The 22,021-nt window shown below is 44.0% G+C and carries 25 protein-coding genes; 5 read left to right on the top strand and 20 right to left on the bottom strand.

Annotated elements, in window-relative coordinates; all coding sequences use genetic code 11:
* Positions 1–17 precede the first annotated feature (17 nt).
* From C2740_RS01590 to C2740_RS01580, 3 genes are read left to right on the top strand one after another with little or no spacing between them, the layout of a single operon-like run.
* Positions 18–1,382, top strand: a complete 1,365-nt coding sequence (locus C2740_RS01590) for an undecaprenyl-phosphate glucose phosphotransferase (RefSeq protein ID WP_215293666.1) — start codon at positions 18–20, stop codon at positions 1,380–1,382.
* Positions 1,383–1,432: 50 nt separating this feature from the next.
* A complete protein-coding gene (locus C2740_RS01585) occupies positions 1,433–2,488 on the top strand; it encodes a glycosyltransferase family 9 protein (RefSeq protein ID WP_215293665.1) in 1,056 nt (351 codons plus the stop codon).
* A gap of 11 nt (positions 2,489–2,499) precedes the next feature.
* On the top strand, positions 2,500–3,291 hold the full coding sequence (locus C2740_RS01580; RefSeq protein WP_215293664.1) for a WecB/TagA/CpsF family glycosyltransferase: 792 nt from the start codon (positions 2,500–2,502) through the stop codon (positions 3,289–3,291).
* Positions 3,292–3,322: 31 nt separating this feature from the next.
* On the opposite strand, the gene C2740_RS01575 is transcribed toward C2740_RS01580, so the two are convergent.
* Genes C2740_RS01575 through C2740_RS01530 form a run of 10 tightly spaced genes read right to left on the bottom strand, consistent with a single transcriptional unit; the run spans position 3,323 to position 14,297 of the window.
* Complete coding sequence (locus C2740_RS01575; protein WP_215293663.1) at positions 3,323–4,489, bottom strand: glycosyltransferase family 1 protein; 1,167 nt, start codon at positions 4,487–4,489, stop codon at positions 3,323–3,325.
* Positions 4,486–5,319 carry a class I SAM-dependent methyltransferase gene (locus C2740_RS01570; protein WP_215293662.1) on the bottom strand — a complete coding sequence of 278 codons (834 nt, stop codon included), beginning with the start codon at positions 5,317–5,319 and terminating at the stop codon, positions 4,486–4,488. The genes C2740_RS01575 and C2740_RS01570 overlap by 4 nt, the downstream gene beginning before the upstream one ends.
* The gene (locus C2740_RS01565; protein WP_215293661.1) at positions 5,306–6,223 is read right to left on the bottom strand and encodes a glycosyltransferase family 2 protein; all 918 of its coding nucleotides are present in this window, start codon (positions 6,221–6,223) and stop codon (positions 5,306–5,308) included. The genes C2740_RS01570 and C2740_RS01565 overlap by 14 nt, the downstream gene beginning before the upstream one ends.
* The gene (locus C2740_RS01560) at positions 6,216–7,565 is read right to left on the bottom strand and encodes a flippase (RefSeq protein ID WP_215293659.1); all 1,350 of its coding nucleotides are present in this window, start codon (positions 7,563–7,565) and stop codon (positions 6,216–6,218) included. Before C2740_RS01560 ends, C2740_RS01565 begins: the two co-directional genes overlap by 8 nt.
* Positions 7,546–8,931 (bottom strand): hypothetical protein, encoded by a 1,386-nt coding sequence (locus C2740_RS01555; protein ID WP_215293658.1) that lies wholly within the window; start codon positions 8,929–8,931, stop codon positions 7,546–7,548. Before C2740_RS01555 ends, C2740_RS01560 begins: the two co-directional genes overlap by 20 nt.
* A 6-nt stretch (positions 8,932–8,937) precedes the next feature.
* Positions 8,938–9,684, bottom strand: a complete 747-nt coding sequence (locus C2740_RS01550) for a hypothetical protein (protein WP_215293657.1) — start codon at positions 9,682–9,684, stop codon at positions 8,938–8,940.
* A 10-nt stretch (positions 9,685–9,694) separates the two neighbouring features.
* Positions 9,695–10,675 (bottom strand): GDP-L-fucose synthase, encoded by a 981-nt coding sequence (locus C2740_RS01545; protein ID WP_215293656.1) that lies wholly within the window; start codon positions 10,673–10,675, stop codon positions 9,695–9,697.
* A 32-nt stretch (positions 10,676–10,707) separates the two neighbouring features.
* Positions 10,708–11,838 (bottom strand): GDP-mannose 4,6-dehydratase, encoded by a 1,131-nt coding sequence (gene gmd, locus C2740_RS01540; protein WP_215293655.1) that lies wholly within the window; start codon positions 11,836–11,838, stop codon positions 10,708–10,710.
* A gap of 15 nt (positions 11,839–11,853) precedes the next feature.
* Entirely contained in the window at positions 11,854–12,816 is a 963-nt protein-coding gene (locus tag C2740_RS01535; protein ID WP_215293654.1) for a GDP-mannose 4,6-dehydratase, read from the bottom strand.
* A gap of 2 nt (positions 12,817–12,818) precedes the next feature.
* The gene (locus C2740_RS01530; RefSeq protein WP_215293653.1) at positions 12,819–14,297 is read right to left on the bottom strand and encodes a mannose-1-phosphate guanylyltransferase/mannose-6-phosphate isomerase; all 1,479 of its coding nucleotides are present in this window, start codon (positions 14,295–14,297) and stop codon (positions 12,819–12,821) included.
* A 175-nt stretch (positions 14,298–14,472) separates the two neighbouring features.
* Here C2740_RS01530 and C2740_RS01525 point away from each other — a divergent pair, with 175 nt between their 5' ends.
* The gene (locus tag C2740_RS01525) at positions 14,473–14,613 is read left to right on the top strand and encodes a hypothetical protein (RefSeq protein WP_215293652.1); all 141 of its coding nucleotides are present in this window, start codon (positions 14,473–14,475) and stop codon (positions 14,611–14,613) included.
* A gap of 83 nt (positions 14,614–14,696) precedes the next feature.
* Here C2740_RS01525 and C2740_RS01520 read toward each other — a convergent pair whose 3' ends face one another.
* The 9 genes from C2740_RS01520 to C2740_RS01480 all read right to left on the bottom strand — a co-directional run bounded on the left by C2740_RS01520 (position 14,697) and on the right by C2740_RS01480 (position 19,379).
* Complete coding sequence (locus C2740_RS01520) at positions 14,697–15,005, bottom strand: high-potential iron-sulfur protein (RefSeq protein WP_215293651.1); 309 nt, start codon at positions 15,003–15,005, stop codon at positions 14,697–14,699.
* Between the two features lie 181 nt (positions 15,006–15,186).
* Positions 15,187–15,402, bottom strand: coding sequence for a hypothetical protein (locus C2740_RS01515; protein ID WP_215293650.1), 216 nt, complete (start codon positions 15,400–15,402; stop codon positions 15,187–15,189).
* A gap of 4 nt (positions 15,403–15,406) precedes the next feature.
* Positions 15,407–16,189, bottom strand: a complete 783-nt coding sequence (locus C2740_RS01510) for a GTP cyclohydrolase I (RefSeq protein WP_215293649.1) — start codon at positions 16,187–16,189, stop codon at positions 15,407–15,409.
* A gap of 33 nt (positions 16,190–16,222) precedes the next feature.
* Entirely contained in the window at positions 16,223–16,594 is a 372-nt protein-coding gene (locus tag C2740_RS01505; RefSeq protein ID WP_215293648.1) for an MAPEG family protein, read from the bottom strand.
* A gap of 4 nt (positions 16,595–16,598) precedes the next feature.
* On the bottom strand, positions 16,599–17,240 hold the full coding sequence (plsY, locus tag C2740_RS01500) for a glycerol-3-phosphate 1-O-acyltransferase PlsY (RefSeq protein ID WP_215293647.1): 642 nt from the start codon (positions 17,238–17,240) through the stop codon (positions 16,599–16,601).
* Positions 17,241–17,304: 64 nt separating this feature from the next.
* Positions 17,305–18,237, bottom strand: a complete 933-nt coding sequence (xerD, locus tag C2740_RS01495; RefSeq protein ID WP_215293646.1) for a site-specific tyrosine recombinase XerD — start codon at positions 18,235–18,237, stop codon at positions 17,305–17,307.
* Between the two features lie 30 nt (positions 18,238–18,267).
* Entirely contained in the window at positions 18,268–18,540 is a 273-nt protein-coding gene (locus C2740_RS01490; protein ID WP_215293645.1) for a BrnA antitoxin family protein, read from the bottom strand.
* Positions 18,524–18,826 (bottom strand): BrnT family toxin, encoded by a 303-nt coding sequence (locus C2740_RS01485; RefSeq protein WP_215293644.1) that lies wholly within the window; start codon positions 18,824–18,826, stop codon positions 18,524–18,526. The genes C2740_RS01490 and C2740_RS01485 overlap by 17 nt, the downstream gene beginning before the upstream one ends.
* Before the next feature lie 67 nt (positions 18,827–18,893).
* Positions 18,894–19,379 (bottom strand): YajQ family cyclic di-GMP-binding protein, encoded by a 486-nt coding sequence (locus C2740_RS01480; protein WP_215293643.1) that lies wholly within the window; start codon positions 19,377–19,379, stop codon positions 18,894–18,896.
* 90 nt (positions 19,380–19,469) lie between these two features.
* Between C2740_RS01480 and murB the strand changes: the two genes are divergently transcribed.
* A complete protein-coding gene (gene murB / locus C2740_RS01475) occupies positions 19,470–20,507 on the top strand; it encodes a UDP-N-acetylmuramate dehydrogenase (protein ID WP_215293642.1) in 1,038 nt (345 codons plus the stop codon).
* A gap of 15 nt (positions 20,508–20,522) precedes the next feature.
* On the opposite strand, the gene xseA is transcribed toward murB, so the two are convergent.
* Complete coding sequence (gene xseA / locus C2740_RS01470) at positions 20,523–21,731, bottom strand: exodeoxyribonuclease VII large subunit (RefSeq protein ID WP_215293641.1); 1,209 nt, start codon at positions 21,729–21,731, stop codon at positions 20,523–20,525.
* Positions 21,732–22,021 lie beyond the last annotated feature (290 nt).

The following is a 22,021-nucleotide window of genomic DNA, read 5'->3' as shown; positions in this document are numbered from 1 at the left end:
ATGCACATCACCCACTAATGACTATTCGTAATCCCCAAAATTCAGGTCTTTTGCGCCCATTTAGCGCCGAATTTGCCACCCTGAACCGCCTTTTGGATGCCCTCTTGATCGGGGGCGGACTGAGTCTTTGGTGCCTCGTTTTCAAGATAGAGAATCTTTCTATCTACCAATATGCTGTTTTGCTGGCGATTATTCTATATTTCTTCATCGCCGAGCTGCGGTCACTCTATCGCTCTTCACGCCTTCAGTCCTACAGTGATATCGCCTTCACAATTATTACTACTTGGGCGACAGTTGGGCTCATTTTGATTCTGCTCGCGTTTGCCACCAAGTCTTCGGCAGATTTCTCACGTCTCACAATTGGCTTTTGGCTCATTTCTACCCCTGCATTCTTGGGATTAGAGCGTCTCTTTATTTATCTCATATTGCGCCGCCTGCGCAGCACTGGCAGTAATACTCGGACTTACGCAATTCTGGGAGATAGACTTTCATCAGAGCAACTTCAGTCAAAGATTGCTTCTCTGCCTTGGACTGGCTTGTCTCTCCATAGTACTTATCAAGACCTTAATCTTTTATTAAAAGATGTTCAGGAAAAAAATATTGATTACGTCTTCTTAACTTACTCAGGTAACCAGCAAGAAGAAATCATTGAGGCAATCAATGGGCTCGCAGACTCCACGGCCTCAGTCTATTTAGCGCCTAATGTCTTTCTCTCAGACTTACTGGGATCTCAATGGATCACCCTGGGCAATATGCCGATGATTACCATTAATGATCATCCGTTTTATGGGACACAGTGGTTTTTAAAGAAAGTGGAAGATAGTGTTCTGGGCCTATTATTTTTCTTAATCACACTGCCCTTGATGACTCTGATTGCTGTTGGTGTCAAGCTGAGTTCACCAGGACCAATCCTATTTAAGCAACGCCGCTATGGTCTAAACGGGGAAACCATTCAGGTTCTTAAGTTTAGAACGATGCGCACGCAAGATGATGGCGAAGTCGTTGTGCAGGCCAAGAAAGATGATCAGCGTGTAACCACTTTAGGAAAATTCTTGCGTAAGACCTCTTTAGATGAGTTGCCGCAATTTTTAAATGTTCTTCAAGGCAGCATGTCTATCGTGGGTCCCCGCCCACATGCCGTTTCTCATAATGAGCATTACCGAAAACTGATTAATGGTTACATGCTGCGCCACAAGGTGAAGCCTGGCATTACCGGATGGGCTCAAGTTAATGGTCTGCGGGGAGAAACAGAAACTTTGGATAAGATGAAGGCGCGGGTTGACTATGACCTCTACTACATTAACCACTGGTCTATTTGGCTTGATCTGAAAATTATTTGCCTCACCATCATTCATGGATTTACTGGCAAATCAGCCTACTAACTATATTCGGTATCTTACATTGTGCATTTAATCTTGAACATCATTTATTTGTGACCCCGCTTCCCAAAAATGCCCGTGTTTGCGTCATGAGTGCACGTCGCTATGGCGATGCGATTATGAATGCAGTTGCCCTAAAAGAGGCGGCACAAGTTCGCCCTGACATTGAATGGATCATCTGGACTAAACCAGAGTTTGCCCCACTCTTTAGGCTGATGGGCTTTCATCGCATCATCACAGCCCAGTTTCCGATTGCTGGCGGCGTTCCTAGAGTACTTCAAGGTGGCTGGCTGTCTTTATTGAAGTCGATCACCCAACTCCACAAGCTTCAAGTAGATGCGAGCATCGATTTTATTGGCGATGCTCGTGAATCCTTTTTAGGAATGCTTATTAGTGGCAGGCGCCATCATTCCCCAAGGTGGGAAGGGCAAGCACCCCCTCATTGGATGAAACGTTTAATTTGGAATTACTCACTACCCTGGGTTAAATATATCCCAGTAGCTTCTGATAATGGCTGGGCGTACCAGTTTGTAACATTACTCATTTCAAACGTGCTGGGCTGCAACATTGAAGCAAAAGGGAGTTCATTACCCTTGAGCTCTCCTCTCAGGATTGCATTTCACCCATACTCTAGCCAAGCTTTCAAACAATGGCCTACTGAAAATTGGCTAATGCTTGCAAAGATCCTTGCTGACAAAGGAGTTCAGACTAGTATTCTTTGCTCTCCAGCAGAGCTAGCTCTTGCCAATACGCAGTTTGGCCATGCAGCATACTCTATCCCGATTTTCTCTAACGAGTCTATTGAAAAGCTAGCTTCAGAAGTAAATAAAATAGATTTATTAATTGGGGTAGATAGCTTTTTAGTTCATTTGGCTTCTGCGCTTGGTAAAAGAACGATTGTGATTAATGCTGGCAATCTTCCGCAATGGTGGGCGCCTCCAAACTCAATAGCGATTGGCCAAAGTGGCGGGTGCCCTCATTACCCCTGCTCTAATGAGCCAACCTGTCTGGGTCAAACTCATGAAGCTATCTGCATTCGGTCAATTTCTCCTGAGCAAGTCTTAAATGCCATTTCTCTAGATTTAGTAACCCACTCTAGTACACCATAAAGTTATAAGTTATGACCACCAAAACCTTATTCAATAGTTCGCACAGAGTCCAGGCTGAAGTAATTGGGATTCCAGTAGATATTGGCAACATAAAAGGCATCTCAAAAAAACTCATGCTACTGGCAGGTCAGAAAAATAATGCCGGGGGATATATTTGCGTAGCAAATGTCCACATGCTCACCATTGCACATGAGAGCGCAGTATTCAAATCCGCTCTTCAAAATGCTAAGTTAGTTGTTCCTGATGGAATGCCCTTGGTATGGACACAAAAGCTGAAGGGTTTTAAACAAGCAGAGCGGGTATCAGGCCCTGATTTAATGCTGGAGTTATGTAAATTGGCTTCGCTTGAGGGCAAATCCATTTACTTGCTTGGGAGCAATGCCCAGACCTTGAGTCTCTTATCGCAAAAGCTTTTGGGACAATTTCCAAATCTGCAAATTGCAGGCATCTATGCCCCTGAAAAACTTCCTGAGCAAGCTTTGCTTGATCAGAGCTTGGTAGATAAAATTAATTCTTCTGGAGCCAGCTTCTTATTTGTTGGTTTGGGCTGCCCAAAGCAAGAATATTGGTGCGCAACCCATGCACCCCATCTAAAAGCAATTGCGCTCGGTGTCGGAGCCGCTTTTGATTTCCATGCCGGGACCAAAAAAAGACCTCCTAAGCTAATTCAGCAGTGGGGTTTGGAGTGGTTATATAGACTCCTTTCAGAGCCAGGGAGACTATGGAGAAGATACTTAGTGAGTAACAGTGAATTTGTCTATCTTTCCCTCAAAGATTTTTTAGGCTTTAAGCAGCACAATTAAAAATCTTTCGAACAAGTCTAAGTATGTCAGTTTAGATTTGTATCTCAGACTTATGCAGCATATGATCAATATGCCCCTTAAACCAGCGATCAATCGTAAATTGCGAGGCAAACTCTCGATTGGATACGCTTCTTTGCCGTTGCTCTGCCAAAGATAGCTGCAAGGTTTCTTCTAGAGCTGCCGCTATTGACTCAGGATCTTCGGGATTGGCCAACATCGCTCTATGCTTTGCAAGTTCTTGCATAGCGCTAGTTGCAGAAGTGATTATCGGAACGCCTAAAGCCATTGCCTCAATAATCGGCAATCCAAATCCTTCTGCAATACTGCAATACATTACGCAAGCTGATGCACTACTAAGAACTAAAAGTTCATCAGCAGATACATAGCCCAAAAAAATGATTCGGTCGCGTAACCCAGGACTTCGAATCAACTCCAAAATATCCTGGGATAAGTTTGTCTCTAAACCAGTCAATACATACTTTAAGGGCGTTTGATGTTTTTTAGTAAATAGTGCGAACGCCTCAATCTGTCTTTTTAAGTTTTTTCTTGGATCCAAAAATCCCGAGGAAATAACATATGCATCTTTAGTCAAGCCAAATTTAGAGAGTGTTGCTTCTTGGCGATTGGGTGTAACGAGCTGAAAATAAGATTCATGAATCCCGGGATAAATCACTTGAACCTTTTTGGGGTTCATACCTGTGAACTTAAGCAATCTATCTTTGACATCATGAGAAATACAGTTTACGAATTCTGCCCTGTCAGCAGCAAAAGAGATCGCCCGCTCCGTTTGACGTCGAAAGCGAGCGCTAAACCATTGCGGATATTCCAGCGGCAAAATGTCTGGGATGGTAATTGAACCCCTGGCCACTTTGGGATGATAAATATCCCAATTCCACACCTGGTTTACTCCATTACCCAGCGCTGGATTAAGCCCAAATCCTGATTTGATCAAAACCTGCAGTGGTCTGCGCATGTGATGGGGCCACCATCTTGGGGCGCAAGATTGGTAACTTGAACTGATGACCCGGTCTATCTGCTGATTAAAAATACCTGAGCGATCATAAAAAGTCACTTCGCATTCATCAAGGTACTTGGGTGACTTAGAAAATGCATCAATATAGGCCCAGTAGAGATTTTGAACGCCTGTACGGTATTTCCATGCCAAACCAGTCACATCAAAAGCAATTTTGCTTCTCATGTATTTTTCTCAGCAATAGCGAGCAACCAAAATACAGGTGGATTCAGAATTGCCTTAAACCACTGTAACCAGGATGCTGAGTTTGAACCCCATCGCAAATTTCGTACAAAATGTTTAAGCATACTCATTCTCTTTTCTGGAATAACCTGTACACGAATTGTGTATCCAGGGCATTGCAGCATTGATTTGAGGGCTTGAGGACTCCACCAGCTCAGATGGTTTGGTGGCACATCATGACTGGCGAACTGAAGATCAAATGTCCTTCGAGTTGCCCATTCTGGCACAACAATAGCAAGCATCTTAGGAGATTTGATTTCGAGAATCTGCCTCATGAAATACCCTGGAGACTGCAAATGCTCAACTACTTCAAACAAAGTAATGGCATCAGGGGTTTCTGGCGCCGCTAAAAATTCATCGATACCGCCTTTAGTTACATTACGACCATGCCATTTCAATCTATCCACTAAAGTGTTAGCAAGCTCATACCCCTTGGCGCTTGGAATAACAGCTCCAACTGCACGCAAAAACCGACCTGTACCACACCCTAAGTCAACAATACTTTTATATTCATTTGCCCCCATCAGATCACAAACAGAGGCCTCAAAAGGCAGTAAGGATGAGTGTAGTTTGTCCAATGACTCAGCCTGAAATCGGTCTAAACTTTGAAAGTGCTGGGCATATAAGGATTCATCATCGGAGTAGGCTGACGCGTAATTTAAGCCCTGCTCATGAATATCAAATTCAAGACTGCAGTCTTGACAAACTGTTCTGCCCTGGACCAGAGCTAAAGACTGACTGCCACATCCAATACATTGATTAGCGACTGACATAATTTTTTAATCTATTGATTATTTTTACAAAGCTAGAGCGGCTTGAATGCTTTTCTAGCCAGTGCTGATAGTTCGAATTAGGCACCATGATCTTAGGGGCAATAAGAGGAAACTGAAGACGCCCTTGAGACATTTGAATGCGCCCAGAATCTATTTGACTTGCGTTCTTAGTATGCGTAGCATCTGGACCAAACCCAATATTCTCAATGAGATTCATGCGTGGAGCAATAGCAAACCTAGCAGTTGTCCAAAGTAAGAAGCTCACTTGATAATCCCAGGTATCAATCTTGTGCGCATAAACCTGATCAAACAGTCGATCATTTCTTTTTCTCAGCTCTACACACGGAGTCATCTCAGAAATATCTTGACGATATTCTTTCCAATCCTGAATATCGACATCGTATTGACTCCATACGCGCCGCCAAGATGCCCACCCCCAAATAGAAGGGTAGCGATTAAAAATAAAATCCTCTGGACCAGAAATTAAACCTTCAGCCCTCAAGTCCCCAAATGAGGTTCCTGAGATTAGCCCAATGCGATCATCGTGACGATACTTCTCAAGCAATTCATCACAATACTTAAAAAAATCCGGATGCGGCAGGCAATCATCCTCAAGAATGATGCCCTCAGGTTCCATCGAAAAGAACCAGTCAATCGCACTGGAAACCGCTACCTTACATCCCAGATTTTCTTCTCGGAACAGGGTATGGACCTCGCAAGGCCAATCCACACTTGAGATGATGCGCAAAACAGCCTTGCATTGATCAATTTCGCCTTGCTTTGACCTACGTGGCCCATCAGCAGCTAAATAAAGCTTTGATGGCCTGGCCGCGCGAATGGCAGAAAACACCACCTCAGTCACATCTGGGCGATTAAACACCATAAATAAAACCGGGCTAGACATTAAGATCAGTAACCTTTTTCAAACGAATTCCCATCTGCATTAAAAATAGTTCTCTAGCAAAAATAGCATTGATGCACATAGCTGATATTGCTTGTGAGAGTATTGCGGCCACTGCCGCACCTTGTACACCCCAAATAGGAAGCAATACAAAGTTTGCCACTAAGGCAACTACCGCGCCAGAAATAGTTTGTATTACAGATAGGTAGGATTTTTGGTAATTGAGCATCCATAGACCTTGCCCCACCCCCATAAATACCGGAATACTAGTCAAGACGTAAATATTTAAAACGGATGTAGCCTCTTGATAGGCATCCCCATACATTAGATCAATAAGAAAACTAGAAAGCACAACTGTTAAGGCAATAACTGCTAGAGATAGTAGCCAAAAGAGCCGAAATACTTTAAGTAATGCGCTATCAAAAATGGCCTGGCCCTCCATTTTCTTTTTGGCCATGTATGGGGCAATGCTGGCGCAGATAGTGACCGGAATCATATTCCAAAGATTAGAAATCGGCACTACTGCCGAATAAATGCCCAACTCAAAATCACCCAACATACTTTTGATCATTAATTGATCAATACGCATATAAATTATGATAGAAAAACCAGAGAGCATGTATGGCCAGGACTCACCCAATAATTTTTTGGCATCCTGAAGATTGCTTTTCCAAATACCATCGCTAGGATATCTTTTATATGAAATGCTTAGCGCAAGCGCTGTGAGCGCTCCCTCAAGCATAACCACCACTGCAAAAGCAATCAAAGGTGCTGATAACAAAATCAGCGCCACCCTGATGCCATTCGATATCAAATAAGCCGAGGCTTTTGCCAATACTGTTCTCTTACTCTGGCTATTGCCCTGAAACCAGAGATCAACGGTATCGGCTACCTGAAAAATCATTCCGGCTCCAATAAAACCAATAATCCAGATCCCTTGACCAGAAAATCCATTGCCAATTCCATAAAGTACCAGCGCAAGCATCCAACATGTAATACCCAGTAATAACCGCAGCTGAAAGACCGTGCCCAAAATATCATTGACGCGATGACGTTGATTCGCGATCTCCCTGACTACAATGCCATCTAATCCAAGGTTGGTAATGGATTGAAAAATAGCAATAAATGCAATGCAATAGGCCAGTTCACCAAATTGCTCTGGACCCAAATAACGTGCAACCCAAGCACCAACTACGAGCCCAATTACAGCCCGCAATATTTTGTCAAAAAATATCCAGCCACTATTGTGAATAGCTGCATGTAAATGATCTCGGCCAGAAAGTTTATTTCGAATAAACGATGGCAAGAGACGAAGCCAAATCGGGTCAGTGGTTGAATGAGTCACCGCGCTCCTTGAGATTAAGCGAACCAACCAATCCAATCATAAAAATCATGGCATCAATATAGACTTTTTGTGAGAGCTCAGTCGTAAACATCATCAGTAGAATGCTTGCCAAGCCCCATCCCCCAATGATTTTTGCCCAGCCAGAGCTAGACAAAGCTTGATGCCAAGCTAGCACCCCAGCACCCAATAATAAGAATAGGCCTGGCAAGCCTAAACCTAAGGTGAAGTCTAACCAACCACTATGGCTTTGATGTAGCTTTGCTTCTGGCCAGACTTTTGCGCCCAACCTTCCAAAAGACCTTTCCACTAAACCAAAGCCTAATGAATTTTGAGAGATCAACCTGAGCGCTGCTGTGCCCCAGGCAATACGCTCATAGTTAGTTCCAGAAATTTGTCTACCCTGCGCATCCTTAGGAGGCTTTAAGGTGGCTTGATCTTGCCAATTATTATATTGATCGATTTGCACTGCGATTTTGGCATCAGAAATTATCGAATTCCACTGAGGATTATTGCGAAACTGATACAAAGCGCCAATTACTGGTACTGCGGTAATCAGGCATCCCAATAAGATCTTTTGATATGAAAGCGTTTTAATTTGATCTTTTAAGAGAAGTGCACAAAAACACAGTGTCAGAAAAAATGCATAGATTTCACCATTGCGATCTTTTTCAACAATAAAATTCAACAGAACGGCGAAGATACAAGCTATATAAATGAGCGATTGATAGCTCATTAGCTTAGATTGCAAATACAGCTGATACAGACAGCCTAGAGATATGGCATATAAAGGCAAACAGAAAAACACATACGCTGATTTGTGAACAAAAAATTTAGTCGACTCTACCTGGAGCATCAAAAAAGCGGGCGCTTCCAAACCGTATCTCTGTGCCATGAAGCCAACACAAATTTTCAGCCAAAAAATCAAGGTGGGCAGCGCAAAGCCTGCAAACAAAATTCGCACAGAAATTCTTGCCTTTTGGGGCTCTGACTGAGTTTGGCCACTCAGAGCCAAACCTAAGCCAGAAGCAAAGATAAAGCCAATAGCAGAACGTTTCCAGATCGTCCCATACTCCAACCACTGCGCATCCACATCATTACTCAGAAACACTAGGTGGAAACTGACCCATATCATTAAGGCAATGATTCCCCAAATGGGTAAAGCGCGCTTGACAGCAAAGAAGGGCCAATTGCGAAAAATGGTATGAAGACTAATCAATCCACCGATGAATAGGCATAAGTGGCGCACTAAGATAGTTTCTGGAAGAACCCAAATTCCAAACAAAATAGCAAAAAGGCTACACTGCAGAAAAATGAGGGGCGAAGGGGGTGAATAGATTGGCTGATCTAACAACTTTGCACTATTCATTACGCATTAGTCTCGGTATCGTATGACTTGCCAGGGAAGGCGGCGGGTAAATTCAGTTGGGCTATTTCTAGCCAAGTGATAAAACAAAGGCTGGCGAGTCCTATTGTGCAAAAGACTCTCAACAAAATGCACAAATGAAGTATCAATCGTGTGAATTTCATCAGCCATTAAAACAAGCTTAGTCCAATCAAAAATATTATTGGTTTCTGGTGCAACGGTAATAACCTTCTTGCCCTCTAGATTAGCAATCTTTAGGTCATAACTCACTAAGCCCGACTCATCATTGCAAACCAAAATATAGGGCTCATGATGAGGATTCAACTTTTCGTACAGCCAATCTGACTTAGGCCCCGGAGGAACATCGCAATCACTCCAGCGAGCCTCAAAAGGAACTTTATGCTGCTCGTAAAACGATTCATCAAATCGCTTGATATCTACTCCATCAATTCCGATGGGAGCATAACGAGCTCTCAAGAAGCAAGTAAATTGGCGCACTTCTCGGCCCCCATCAATCGGAAAGAGAAATACGTTATCTAAATTCTGAAACATCCACGCCAAAGAGTGGTAACAACGTGGCAAGCAAGCATAGTAATAGCGAATTTGAGGATTGCGCCGAGAAAGAGCGCGCATTAAGCCTAGGCAAACTAAATTATCCCCAAGACCAAAATGGGGCTCTAAAACGATGATGTCCTCTCTAGCGGGAAGATAGAGATTCTTCAAGGCCCTTTTGAGGTTGCTATCTTTAAAGCTCATGAATTCCCTATCACTCAGAGGCCAAGCGCTGGAGAAACTCGTGATACGCAAGCTGTAAACCATCATTCAAATGGACTCTTGGATTCCAGCCCAAGCGATTTAGTCTAGTGGAGTCCATCCATTTGCGTGGAGTCCCATCGGGCTTACTAGGATCAAAGCCAATAGCCCCTTGATATCCGACTGCTGCGCTCACCGCCTTTGCTAGTTCAGCAATTGTTACATCAGAGCCGAATCCAACATTGATATGACTGCACATCGGCTCAGTTTGTGCATCGTAAATCGACTTATCCAACTCCATCGTAAAAATAGAAGCCGTTGCCATGTCATCTACATATAGAAATTCACGTCTTGGCGTCCCTGTACCCCAAATCATGACTTGCGGGGAATTGCTTTCTTTTGCCTCATGAAAGCGCCGAATCAGCGCCGGAATCACATGACTATTTTCTGGATGGTAGTTATCGCCAGGACCATATAAATTCGTAGGCATCACAGAGCGGTAATCAATACCATGGCTTTGGCCATACTGTCGATTGTAGCTTTCGCATAACTTGATACCCGCAATTTTGGCAATCGCGTAAGGCTCATTTGTTGACTCTAGTTGGCCCGTTAACAATGCATTCTCTGCCATAGGCTGAGGTGCTAATTTAGGATAAATACAACTTGATCCCAAAAAGAGAAGTTTTTTAACGCCAGCAACAAAAGCCTGATGAATCACATTAGATTCCATCATGAGATTTTGGTAGATGAACTCAGCCGGAAAAGTATTGTTAGCGTAAATACCACCCACCTTTGCTGCAGCCAAATACACTTGATCTGGTTTTTCTTGTTCAAAAAAAGATTGAACTGCCGCTTGATTGGTTAAGTCAAGCTCTGTGTGAGTTCGGGTCACTATACTCTGATAACCCTTCTCTTTTAGGGTCCGAATGATAGCGGACCCAACCATACCCCTATGGCCAGCGACATAAATTTTTTGCTTTAAATCCACAGGCATTATTTCAACGCTCCAGCATTGATTTTGTGCATTTAATTTTCCTTGCCTACAGCAACGCTATGACCATGCTTGAGCAATAAAGCATGTTGCTTGGCTTTATCTAAATCATTGGCAACCATCTCGACAATCATCTGATCTAGAGTAATTTCAGGAACCCAGCCTAGCTTTGTTTTTGCTTTAGTTGGATCACCCAAGAGTGTTTCTACTTCGGTGGGACGATAGTAACGCGGGTCAATTTGCACAATAACGTCTCCCACTTTTAAGGCGGGGGCTTTATCACCCTCAATACTAGCAACGATAGCTTTCTCATTCTCAGCGCTGCCCTCAAACTTCAAGGTGATGCCCAATTGCTTGGCACTACGAGTAATAAATTCACGCACGGTGAACTGCACACCCGTGGCAATCACAAAGTCTTCGGGCTGATCTTGTTGGAGCATCAACCATTGCATACGCACATAGTCTTTGGCATGACCCCAATCACGCAGCGCATCAATATTTCCCATAAATAAACACTTCTCAAGACCTTGGGCAATATTCGCTAAGCCGCGCGTCACTTTACGAGTAACAAAGGTTTCGCCACGACGTTTAGATTCATGATTAAAGAGAATGCCGTTACAAGCATAAATACCATAAGCTTCACGGTAGTTCACCGTAATCCAATAGGCGTACATCTTGGCTACCGCATAAGGACTACGTGGATAGAATGGTGTAGTCTCTTTTTGCGGAATCTCTTGTACCAAGCCGTAGAGCTCAGAAGTCGACGCTTGGTAGAAACGGGATTTCTTTTCAAGGCCCAGGATGCGAATGGCTTCCAACATGCGCAAGGGGCCCATTGCATCCACATCAGCAGTGTATTCAGGAGACTCAAATGAAACAGCTACATGTGACTGTGCGCCAAGGTTGTATATCTCGTCTGGCTGAGTTTGCTGAATAATACGCACTAAATTACTAGTATCTGTTAAATCACCATAATGCAAAATTAAATCCGGGTGATTGATATGGGGGTCTTGATAAATATGATCGATGCGCTCGGTGTTAAAAGAAGAAGCGCGGCGCTTAATGCCGTGAACAATATAACCCTTCCCCAGTAAGAACTCTGCAAGATAGGAGCCATCTTGACCGGTGATGCCTGTAATAAGGGCTACTTTTTGTTTATTAGTCATATGTAATATCGGTATTTAATAAATTGAGTGGTACATCTTTTTGACTACATCTACACCAGAGGTTTGAGCTTTCCAGCCCAAGTCCCTAAGGGATCCGGAGGGGTCTGCACGGCCCACTAACAAATCCGTTGGGCGAAATAATGCAGGATCCTGAATGACATAAGGCTTCCAGTCTAAATTTTCTTGCGCAAAGGCTGTGGCAACAAACTCCTCCAGAGAGATCGTATTCCCAGTGGCGATCACATAATCCCTAGGGGCGTCTTGTTGAAGCATTAACCACATCGCTTCTACATACTCAGGGGCCCAACCCCAATCACGCGAAATATCTAATCTTCCTAAACGCAACTTCTCTGTGCTGCCCTTGGCGATATTTTTAACTGCTTGAATAATTTTTTGAGTCACAAAACGCTCGGGTCGCAAAGGGGACTCATGGTTGAACAAAATACCAGTACAAACAAAAAGGCCATAAGCTTGTCGATAATTATTTACCAGCCAATGGGCAGAGGACTTTGCAACAGCATATGGGCTTTGAGGAGAAAAAGGGGTGATCTCATTTGCAGGCTCACCATAAGTATCTCCAAAGCACTCGCTCGAACCAGCATGATACAAACGCATTGGCTTATCCATCATGCGACAGGCCTCTAAAACGTTCAGCGCTCCAAGTGTGATGCTTTGGAGAGTTTCTGCTGGTTGATCGAAAGACAGGCCCACCGAAGACTGGCCTGCTAAATAATAAATTTCATCTGGGTTACTTTTTCGCAGCGCCACTAAAACACTCCGAAAATCTTCTGGCACCATCGACAATAATTGGACTTGATCTTTGATGCCTAAAGTAGCCAAATTTTTAAATGATGCACCCTGAACATCTCGAGATGTTCCAAAAACTTCATAACCTTTTTCAAGCAATAATTTAGCTAAGTAAGCACCATCTTGGCCGCTTACACCACAAATTAAGGCGGTAGCTTGTTTTGTACTCATGGCTATTGGCGACCGTAGGTATCTTCAAAGCGGACGATATCATCTTCGCCTAAATAACTGCCCGACTGTACCTCAATAATCTCCAAAGGTTCGGTGCCACGATTGGCCAAGCGATGGGTTTGCCCCTGGGGAATATAAGTACTTTGATTTTCTTTCAGGGTGATCACTTCATCGCCATTGGTAATTTCTGCAACGCCTTTGACCACAATCCAATGCTCTGCACGATGATGATGCATTTGCAATGACAGGCTTGCGCCAGGCTTCACTTGAATGCGCTTCACTTTAAAGCGCTCGCCTTCATCCACGCTGTCATACCAGCCCCATGGCCTTGCAACTTTGCGATGCAAATTCTTTTCTTCACGCCCTTGTGCTTCTAACTGCGTGACAATATTCTTAACATCTTGGCTATTGGAGCGATCTGCTACAAGGACTGCATCAGCGGTTTCTATGATGACCAAGTTCTCAACGCCAACTGCGCTGACTAAGCGACTGCTTGCATGAACCAAGGAATTCTTGGAATTGGTGAGCAGCGCATCGCCACTAATGACGTTACCATCTTGATCCTGTCTACCAACTTGCCATACTGCATCCCAAGCACCTAAGTCATTCCAACCGGCATCTAGTTCCACCATTTTGATGGGGAATTTAGAGCCAGGGCACTTCTCAATCACCGCATAGTCAATCGACTCGCTAGGAATAGATTTAAATTCTTCTTTGCCAGGACGTACAAAACCGACGCCATCAGCACTATCTTCGGATTTACTCAGCCACGCTTTTTGAGAAGCCTCAAAAATATCAGCCCTAAATTCTTTTAGGGCACTCAGCCAAGTGCTTGCCCTTAAAACAAACATCCCGCTATTCCAGAGATAGCCTCCGTTTGTTAAATACTCTTGGGCTTTTTTAATATCTGGTTTTTCAACAAAGCGATCGACGATATAAGCATTGTTTTGATCTTGCCTACCCGAGCGCGCAATATAGCCGTAGCCTGTTTCTGGGGCTCTAGGCGTGATCCCCAAAATACAAATAGCTTGATCACTCGCTTCAACTGTTGCAATACAGTCTTGCAATGCTTTGGTAAAGGCTGCTTGATTTTGAATCGTTTGATCTGCTGGAGTAATCACTAGGATTGGATCTTGGTCATCGCCAGACAACTGCTGTGCGCAAAATGCCGCCATACTCAACGCAGGGGCAGTATTGCGACCTGCAGGCTCCAGCAATAAAGTGGCATGAACCGATTTGATTTCACGCAATTGATCTAGAACTAAAAAGCGATGGTCTTCATTGGTGACAACTAAGGTATTACCTAAGGTAATTGTAGAATTTGCTACTGAATTAATTCTAGTAACTGCTTGCTGAAAAAGACTTTGCGATGAACCATCGCCAGAGAGCACCAAAAATTGCTTTGGAAAGCCCGAACGAGACAAAGGCCAAAGCCTGGTACCCGAGCCGCCGCAGAGAATAACTGGAATTACTAAAGCCATAAAGGATTTAAAGCAATTAATCTGCTTTTTAGTAAGAAAACCTGATTTTATAGGTTTTCTAACCACTCTTTAAAAAACTTGCAGAATTTATTAAGATCCTCTCAGATGCACTAAGAGCGCACAATAGCGCTAGGTTAAAACCGAAAAACTAAAACGATTTTCAAGGAGCTTCTAAATGAGCAATATTCCCCTAATCAAGCTACGCAACTCATTAACCGAATGCGGTCAATCCATTCGCAAAGAAAATACTGGTAAATACCAAAACTACACCATTAAGGACTGCATTGCCTCTATTGCAGCGAGCAAGATCAAATAAGCCTAGATTGATAAGCAAAATGGCAGGGCAAATAAAAAGCCACCCTGAGGTGGCTTTTTATTGATTTCAGATCAGTTACTTCATTACGCCTTCTTAGCGTAAGCAGAACACCAGCCTTTAGCAGCCACTTGCTTGCCAGCAAACAAAGCGCATCCACCAGCAGCAGAGCCTGCCTTGCCTTGGTATAAAGCACAGTTATCGCATTCTTGACCAGCCGCGTATTTAGGGTACTTTGCTTTATCTACCTTGGAAGCGTCGGCTTTGTAACCCAATGCCGAAGCCTGTGGGTCTGTTTCAGCAACCATTGCTTGGGCTTGAACTTTACCGTTCAATGCCAAGGTGCAAGCACCAGCAGCGGACAAAATCATAAATTGGCGACGACTATTTTTCATGGATTCTCCAAAAAATAAAACTGTAAAAGGCGTGCAATGGATATGCACTTCTAACTCTAGGGGTGATCATAGTGGAGAAGATTTATAGCTGCCACTCGCATTGCAAGCCCATGATTTATATAGCTTATTTGTTGAGAACAATTCTCAAGAAAATATTCTGAATCTTGGTGGACAAAAAGACTTACTCCCAACCCTTGAGTTTCAGACAGGCAATCCGCTGCTTGAGATAAACCCCATCAGGCGTTTCAGGATATGCCAGCTTGCAATCCTGTAGATCCACCTTATAAGTAGCTGCATTATTTTTAGCAGCATTGGGATGAGTCGATGGAAACCCACCACAAGCGACAAGGCCAAAAGTGAGCACTGCTAAAAGATATTTTCCAGGAGATGCCAGCATTAGACTAGCGCTTTTCTAGCAATGATAAAAATTCGCGACGCAAATTGGGGTCTTTTAAGAATGCGCCGCGCATCACACTATTTACCATTTTTGAGTCACGATCTTTTACGCCCCGCCACTGCATACAAAAATGATCGGCATCCATCACAATAGCCACTCCTACAGGCTTAATTTTTCTCTCCAGCATATCTGCCAACTCCACCACTGCCTCTTCCTGAATCTGTGGTCTACACATCACCCACTCGGTAAGCCTGGAATATTTAGATAATCCAATTAAAGCGGATTCTTTGCTCGGTAGAACACCAATCCAAATACGGCCCATGATGGGGCAAAGGTGATGAGAGCAAGCACTGCGTACAGTGATAGGCCCAATGATCATGAGCTCATTTAAACGACTTACATTGGGAAACTTGGTTAAGGTCGGTTGTTCTACATAGCGGCCATTAAAGACTTCTTGAACAAACATCTTGGCAACACGCCGGCTAGTATTTTTGGTGTTGTGGTCACTTTGCGTGTCAATCACCAAACTCTCAAGCACAGCCTGCATCTTCTCTGCGACCTCATCAACCAAACCCTCAAGATCGCCAGGTCGAATGAATGCAGCAATATTATCGTTCGCATGAAAGCGCGCTTTTTGCGCTTCGATGCGACGACGTATAACTACTGATAAAGGTAGGCCAGCACTCTCTCTCTTTACTGCAATTTTTTTAGTCGGCGGCTTCTTTCTAGTCGCGCTCTTCAGGGCTACTTTCTTGGCAGGTACTTTTTTTGCTGGTGTGGATGGCATCTTGTCTCGGTGTTTTATCGGTTATTTTTAAATTCAAATCTGGAAGAAAATGGTTACTACACAAGCCAACCCAGCCAACCAAACAATCGATCGGGTCGTTGGCCAATTGGCAATGTAGCAAACCAGATAGACAATGCGAGCTATTACAAAACCTATCGCCAAAAGATCAATTCTGGCTTGAGGTGCATCGTTCATGCTGGCAATAATTACTGCAGCAAAAAAGAGTGGTAGTGATTCAAAAAGGTTGGCTTGCGCTGCATTAGCTCTGGCTCTAAATCCCGTTTGCTTGGCAAGCCACTGCCTCGGCATGCTGTTGTCGTAATGGTCAAAACCTTTTTTTGCAATGCCCGCAGCAACGTACGGAAATAATCCCATAAAGAGTACACAGGCATAAGCAATAGTCATATTTTTACTGCGCTTTCTGTAAGTCTTTTTTAGAGCCAATACGACTCTCGGTACCATTCATTAAATTACGAATATTGCTGCGGTGGCGCCAAATGAGTAAAAGGCACACCAGTGTGAGCGCAATACCCATCGGCTGAAAACCAAACAAAAAAACAAAATAAATGGGGCCGAAGATGGCTGCGGCTAAAGCCGCCAAAGAGGAGTAACGCAAAAACACAGCAACAATGATCCAAGTGCTCAGTGTTGCGACTCCTAAAATAGCATTAACGCCAAATAAAATTCCGCAGGCTGTTGCCACACCCTTGCCACCTTTAAAACCATGAAAAATCGGAAAGAGGTGCCCTAAAAATACCGCGAGCACAACGCCACATAGAACCCAAGAGCTCAAAGTGGAAGTTAAGGATTGCTCCCCAAGAAGCACTCTCGCCAGCATCACAGCCAGGTAACCCTTAAGCGCATCACCAATGAAGGTAAGTGCTGCAGCTAATTTATTGCCAGTACGCAAGACATTGGTTGCGCCAGGATTACCAGATCCATAAGTATGGGGATCTGGTAGTTGCATACATTTACTCACCACCACTGCAAACGAGATTGAGCCGATCAAATAAGCAATGGGGATCAGCAAGATATCTGAATCAAAAGTCATATCGCTATCTTAATCATTTATTGAGTTACTGATTTGTGTTTCTAATTTGCGCTTGATGCGTACTTTAACTGCCACGCGGATGATGCTGCTGATGGATTGATTTAAGGCGCTCTCTAGCGACGTGGGTATAGATCTGGGTAGTGGAGATATCGGCATGCCCCAAAAGCAGCTGTACTACCCGCAAATCTGCCCCATGATTGAGTAAATGGGTCGCAAAAGCATGGCGCAAAGTGTGGGGTGATAAAGCGACCGGGATATTGGCCAGCGTAGCGTAACGCTTGATCAAGGCCCAAAAAGCTTGTCTCGTTAAGCCCGTGCCAGTATGACGCCCTACAAATACCGCATCTGTCGTTTTTCCTTCAAGCAAGGGCGTTCTTGCATCCGCGAGATATCTACGTAACCACTGCCCTGCCTCACCACCAAAGGGTACAAGACGCTCCTTGCCGCCTTTGCCGTTCACTACACGTACTACACCCTCATTTAATCCTAATGCTACGGTTTTAAGGGAAACTATTTCTGAAACGCGTAGTCCACTGGCATACATCAACTCCAACATGGTGCGATCACGCAGTCCCAGCGGCGTCTCAATATCAGGGGCATTTAGAAGTGCGTTGACTTGATCTTCACTTAAAGTTTTTGGAAAGCGCAGTGCTTGCTTAGCAGCACGCAAGCCAATACACGGATCATTTTTGACTAAATTGATTCGGAGAGCATGCCGATAAAAACGCTTGAAGACTGTTAAGCGTCGATTAGCAGTAGTGGCTTTATCAGACCTTCGATGAGCAATGTAAGCTGTGAGATCTTTTTCTGTCACAGCATATAAATCAGATTGGTGATTTTTGAAGAGCCACTGCGCTAGCAGCAATAAGTCCCTACGGTATGCGGCCAGGCTATTTTGCGCCAGGCCATCCTCCAACCAGCAAGCATCACAAAAACGTTCAATAGCCTCCTGGCTTACTGGAGCTATTGGAAATTCGGCGCCTTTAAAAGCAGACATAGTGAGCTAGAGGCCTAGGTATTCTCTAACTTACTTGGTAACCTCTTCTAACTTTTCGGCCAGCCAAATTTTCATCAATGATTGATAAGGGACATCTAACTTATTAGCCTGCAACTTAATATTTTCCAAGAAACTCTGTGAGAGACGCAGGGAAATAGAGGCAGTTGTCGGCTTAAGATTTGGCATTGTGACGCGTACCGCCTTTGATAGGTCAAAGTAATCGGCAGCATCATTCTTCTCCCAAAAGGAACGCTCTTCCTTTTCATCCTTAAACTTTGGAATCACTTTAGTAGGCTTTTTCATAAAATGCCCTTTCTTTTCTACTCATTGGTCTTGCAGAAACCACTCGAATAAGAGTCGCTTGCTTGCGCAAAGTAAACACCACAGACAAGAGTCTGCCAAGCGATGTAATACCTAGCGCGAGGTAACGCCTCTCTTCCAGGCTATGCTTTTCATCCCCAGCAATTAATAAAGGTTGATTAAAAAAAATCTCTTCAGCCTCCCCTTGAGATACGGCATGCTTTTCATTACTTTTATAAGCATTGCCTGTGTCCCACTGAAATCCAACAATACAATCAAAGTCTATCATTCATGTATATTATCATAATATACATTAACCTAGGGCGCAAGTGGTTATTGCAACCCTCGCTAGAACATTAGTCACGGAAGTTGTTAAAGCCCAATGGCGCTTCAGTGACTTCTTTTTTCAACAGGGCCATGGTTTCTTGTAAATCATCGCGCTTGCCACCAGTCACACGCACGGCATCACCCTGAATACTCGCCTGCACTTTGATCTTGCTGTCTTTTATAATGCGTACGACTTTTTTAGAGAGCTCTGAAGTAATACCTTTTTGTATCTTCATGGTTTGCTTACGCTTATCACTACCGATAGTCTCTTTTTTATCGTCTTTGAGGTAACGCACGTCCACGTTACGCTTAGCCATCTTGCCAAAAAGTACATCGCGCACTTGACCCAATTTAAAGTCATCGTCACCGTACAAAATGAGTGCTTCATCTTTTTGCTCTACACGGCTATCAGAGCCCTTAAAGTCAAAACGATTACTGATTTCTTTATTGGACTGCTCAATTGCATTTTTGAGCTCAACCATATCGGGTTCGCAAACTACGTCAAATGAGGGCATTTCTTACTCCTTCTCTATTTCTTTGAGTGATCTCATTAGTATCACGCCAATTATCTGCGGATTTGGCAGACATTCGAATAAGATTGTGGCATGAACTCCACCCCATATGCGCCTGGACCAATCAAATCGATGCCCCATTTGGGCTTAAAAGACCGAAATACCTTTGGCCTGGATGCTACGGCCGATATTGCTTATGAAATTACTGCCCCGGGGGAAATTGCGGGAGTCATGAGAGAGGTTAATACGCAGAATTTGCCATGGCGAGTATTGGGCGGTGGCAGTAATGTGATTTTGCCCAAGGTTTTGCCAGGTGCTACCTTGCTTATGAATATCACTGGCCAAGAAATTCTTCCTTCTGACCAAAATGCGACTTTGATTGCGGTTGGGGGCGGGGTCAACTGGCATGAGTTTGTTGCCTGGACCCTAGAAAATAATTTACCTGGCTTAGAAAATTTGGCGCTCATTCCTGGCACCGTTGGCGCTGCGCCCATCCAGAACATTGGCGCTTATGGCATTGAGATCGCCGATTACATTGATAGCATCGAAGCGTTTGATGTCAAGATCCACGCCTTTGTCACTCTGAGTAAAGATGATTGTCAGTTTGCTTATCGTAATAGCTACTTTAAACAACATCCCCAGCGCTTTATCGTGGCAAAGGTCGTCTTTAAAATACCCAAAGTTTGGCAGGCCAAGATTCATTACGCCGATCTAGCAAAACAGTTTGAGGAAAATCCCAATCCAACTGCAGAAGAAATCTTTTTAGCGGTGTGTAAAATTCGGACTCATAAATTACCCGACCCTAAAGTAATTGGTAATGCGGGTAGCTTTTTCCATAACCCAGTCATTCCGAATGAACAATACGAAACACTGCTCAAAAAATATGTCGACTTGGCGTCTTATCCAGATGCTCCTGGAAAACGAAAACTGGCTGCAGGCTGGCTGATTGACCAATGCGGCTTTAAAGGTCAGCGGATGGGTGAAGTAGGTGTTTATGAAAACCAAGCCCTAGTTCTAGTGAATTATGGCAATGGTACTGCGCAAGATATTCTGGGCCTTGCTAAATGCATTCAAGACAAAGTGCGCAATGAGTTTGGTGTGAGCTTAGAGATTGAACCTAATATTCTCTAGCTTGTAGCGCTCGCTTCATTGCTTTACTTGCGAGAACTGTACTTCTGCTTTGCCCTCAGCAAGCCTTACCTGAAAACCTTGCTCTGTATTGAGCTCTCTAGGATTGCGCACCGCATGCAATTGATCTTTATTTTTACTTAAGATAACTGCATAACCCCGCTCAAGTGTTCTTTGGGGATTAAGTATCTCTAGCTGGGATTGGTAATGTGATTGGTTACGCTTCATGTTTTCTATGCGCACTGACCAGGCTTGATTTAAGCGTAGCTGCCAACTCATGATTTGCTCGCGCATCCGATCTGGGTTTGGCAATGCATGACTTAATCGCAAAGCCAATTGATCCAGGGTTTGCGCTTCACGTTCTATACGCTGATTCACTCGCTGCAATAATGCTTGCTTCATGGTATCTAACTCTTGCAGGAGCTGATCTTTGCGCGGGGCTGCTAATTCGGCTGCGCCCGTTGGAGTTGGTGCTCTCAGATCCGCTACAAAATCAGCGATCGTGAAATCGGTCTCATGTCCTACGCCACTCACCACCGGAATATTTGAACTGGCAATCGCATAAGCAAGTTGCTCGTCATTAAATGCCCATAAATCTTCAATACTGCCACCACCGCGTACTAACAAAATGATGTCGACTGTATTTTCTTTTTCAGCAGCTTTGAGCGCTGCAATAATTCCGGCAGGAGCATCAGGCCCTTGCACTAGGCTTGGATAAATCACAATCGGAATATGAGGCGCTCGTCTTGCTAAAGTAGAAAGAACATCTTTTAGAGCGGCTGCTTGAGGCGAAGTGATAATGCCAATCGATCTAGGGTGCGTCGGTATTTCTCGTTTGCGTTCTTCATCAAACAAACCTTCTTTAGCCAATTTAGCTTTGAGCTTTAAAAAGGCCTCGTATAAACCACCCATGCCTGCCCGGCGTAAAGTTTGAATGGTCAGCTGGATGTCGCCCCTAGGAACATACATCCCCAAGCTGGCACTCACCTCTACCAAGTCACCTGACTGGGGCATAAACCCAACTTGGCCATTACGACCCCGAAACATCACACAGCGAATCTGACCTTCCTCGTCCTTTAATGAGAAGTACCAATGTCCGCTGTCATAAGCCTTAAAGTTGGAAATCTCCCCGCAAACCCAAACGGTATCGAAACGATCCTCTAAAGAGGCTGCAATGGCGCGGTTTAGATCGCCAACACTCAGAATTTCCCTTGATATTTCCGACATTTTTTCTCTTTATCCACAAGGCCATCTGACTTAGACGGCAATAAATATCCACAGAAGCTCATTCACCCTTGGCCTACGGGCAAAAGTAAGTAATTACTGACCCAAAACGTCACATAAATCCAACAGATAAATATTAAGTCATTGATTTATATAGTTAATTTTTCAATTTAATCATAGAACATTTAGGTCAATTCCTACCGGCTTTACCACCAATCAAGGACTTAGCGCACAATCCCGAAAAAGTTTTGCACAGAGTTATCCACAGGCTAGCTTTTCAAAACAGGTTTCTT

Origin of the sequence: Polynucleobacter sp. MG-5-Ahmo-C2, from assembly GCF_018687735.1 — a bacterium.
In the GTDB taxonomy this organism is placed as follows: domain Bacteria; phylum Pseudomonadota; class Gammaproteobacteria; order Burkholderiales; family Burkholderiaceae; genus Polynucleobacter.
Note: the sequence above shows the minus strand (reverse complement) of the source record. Positions and strands in the feature narration are given on the sequence as shown.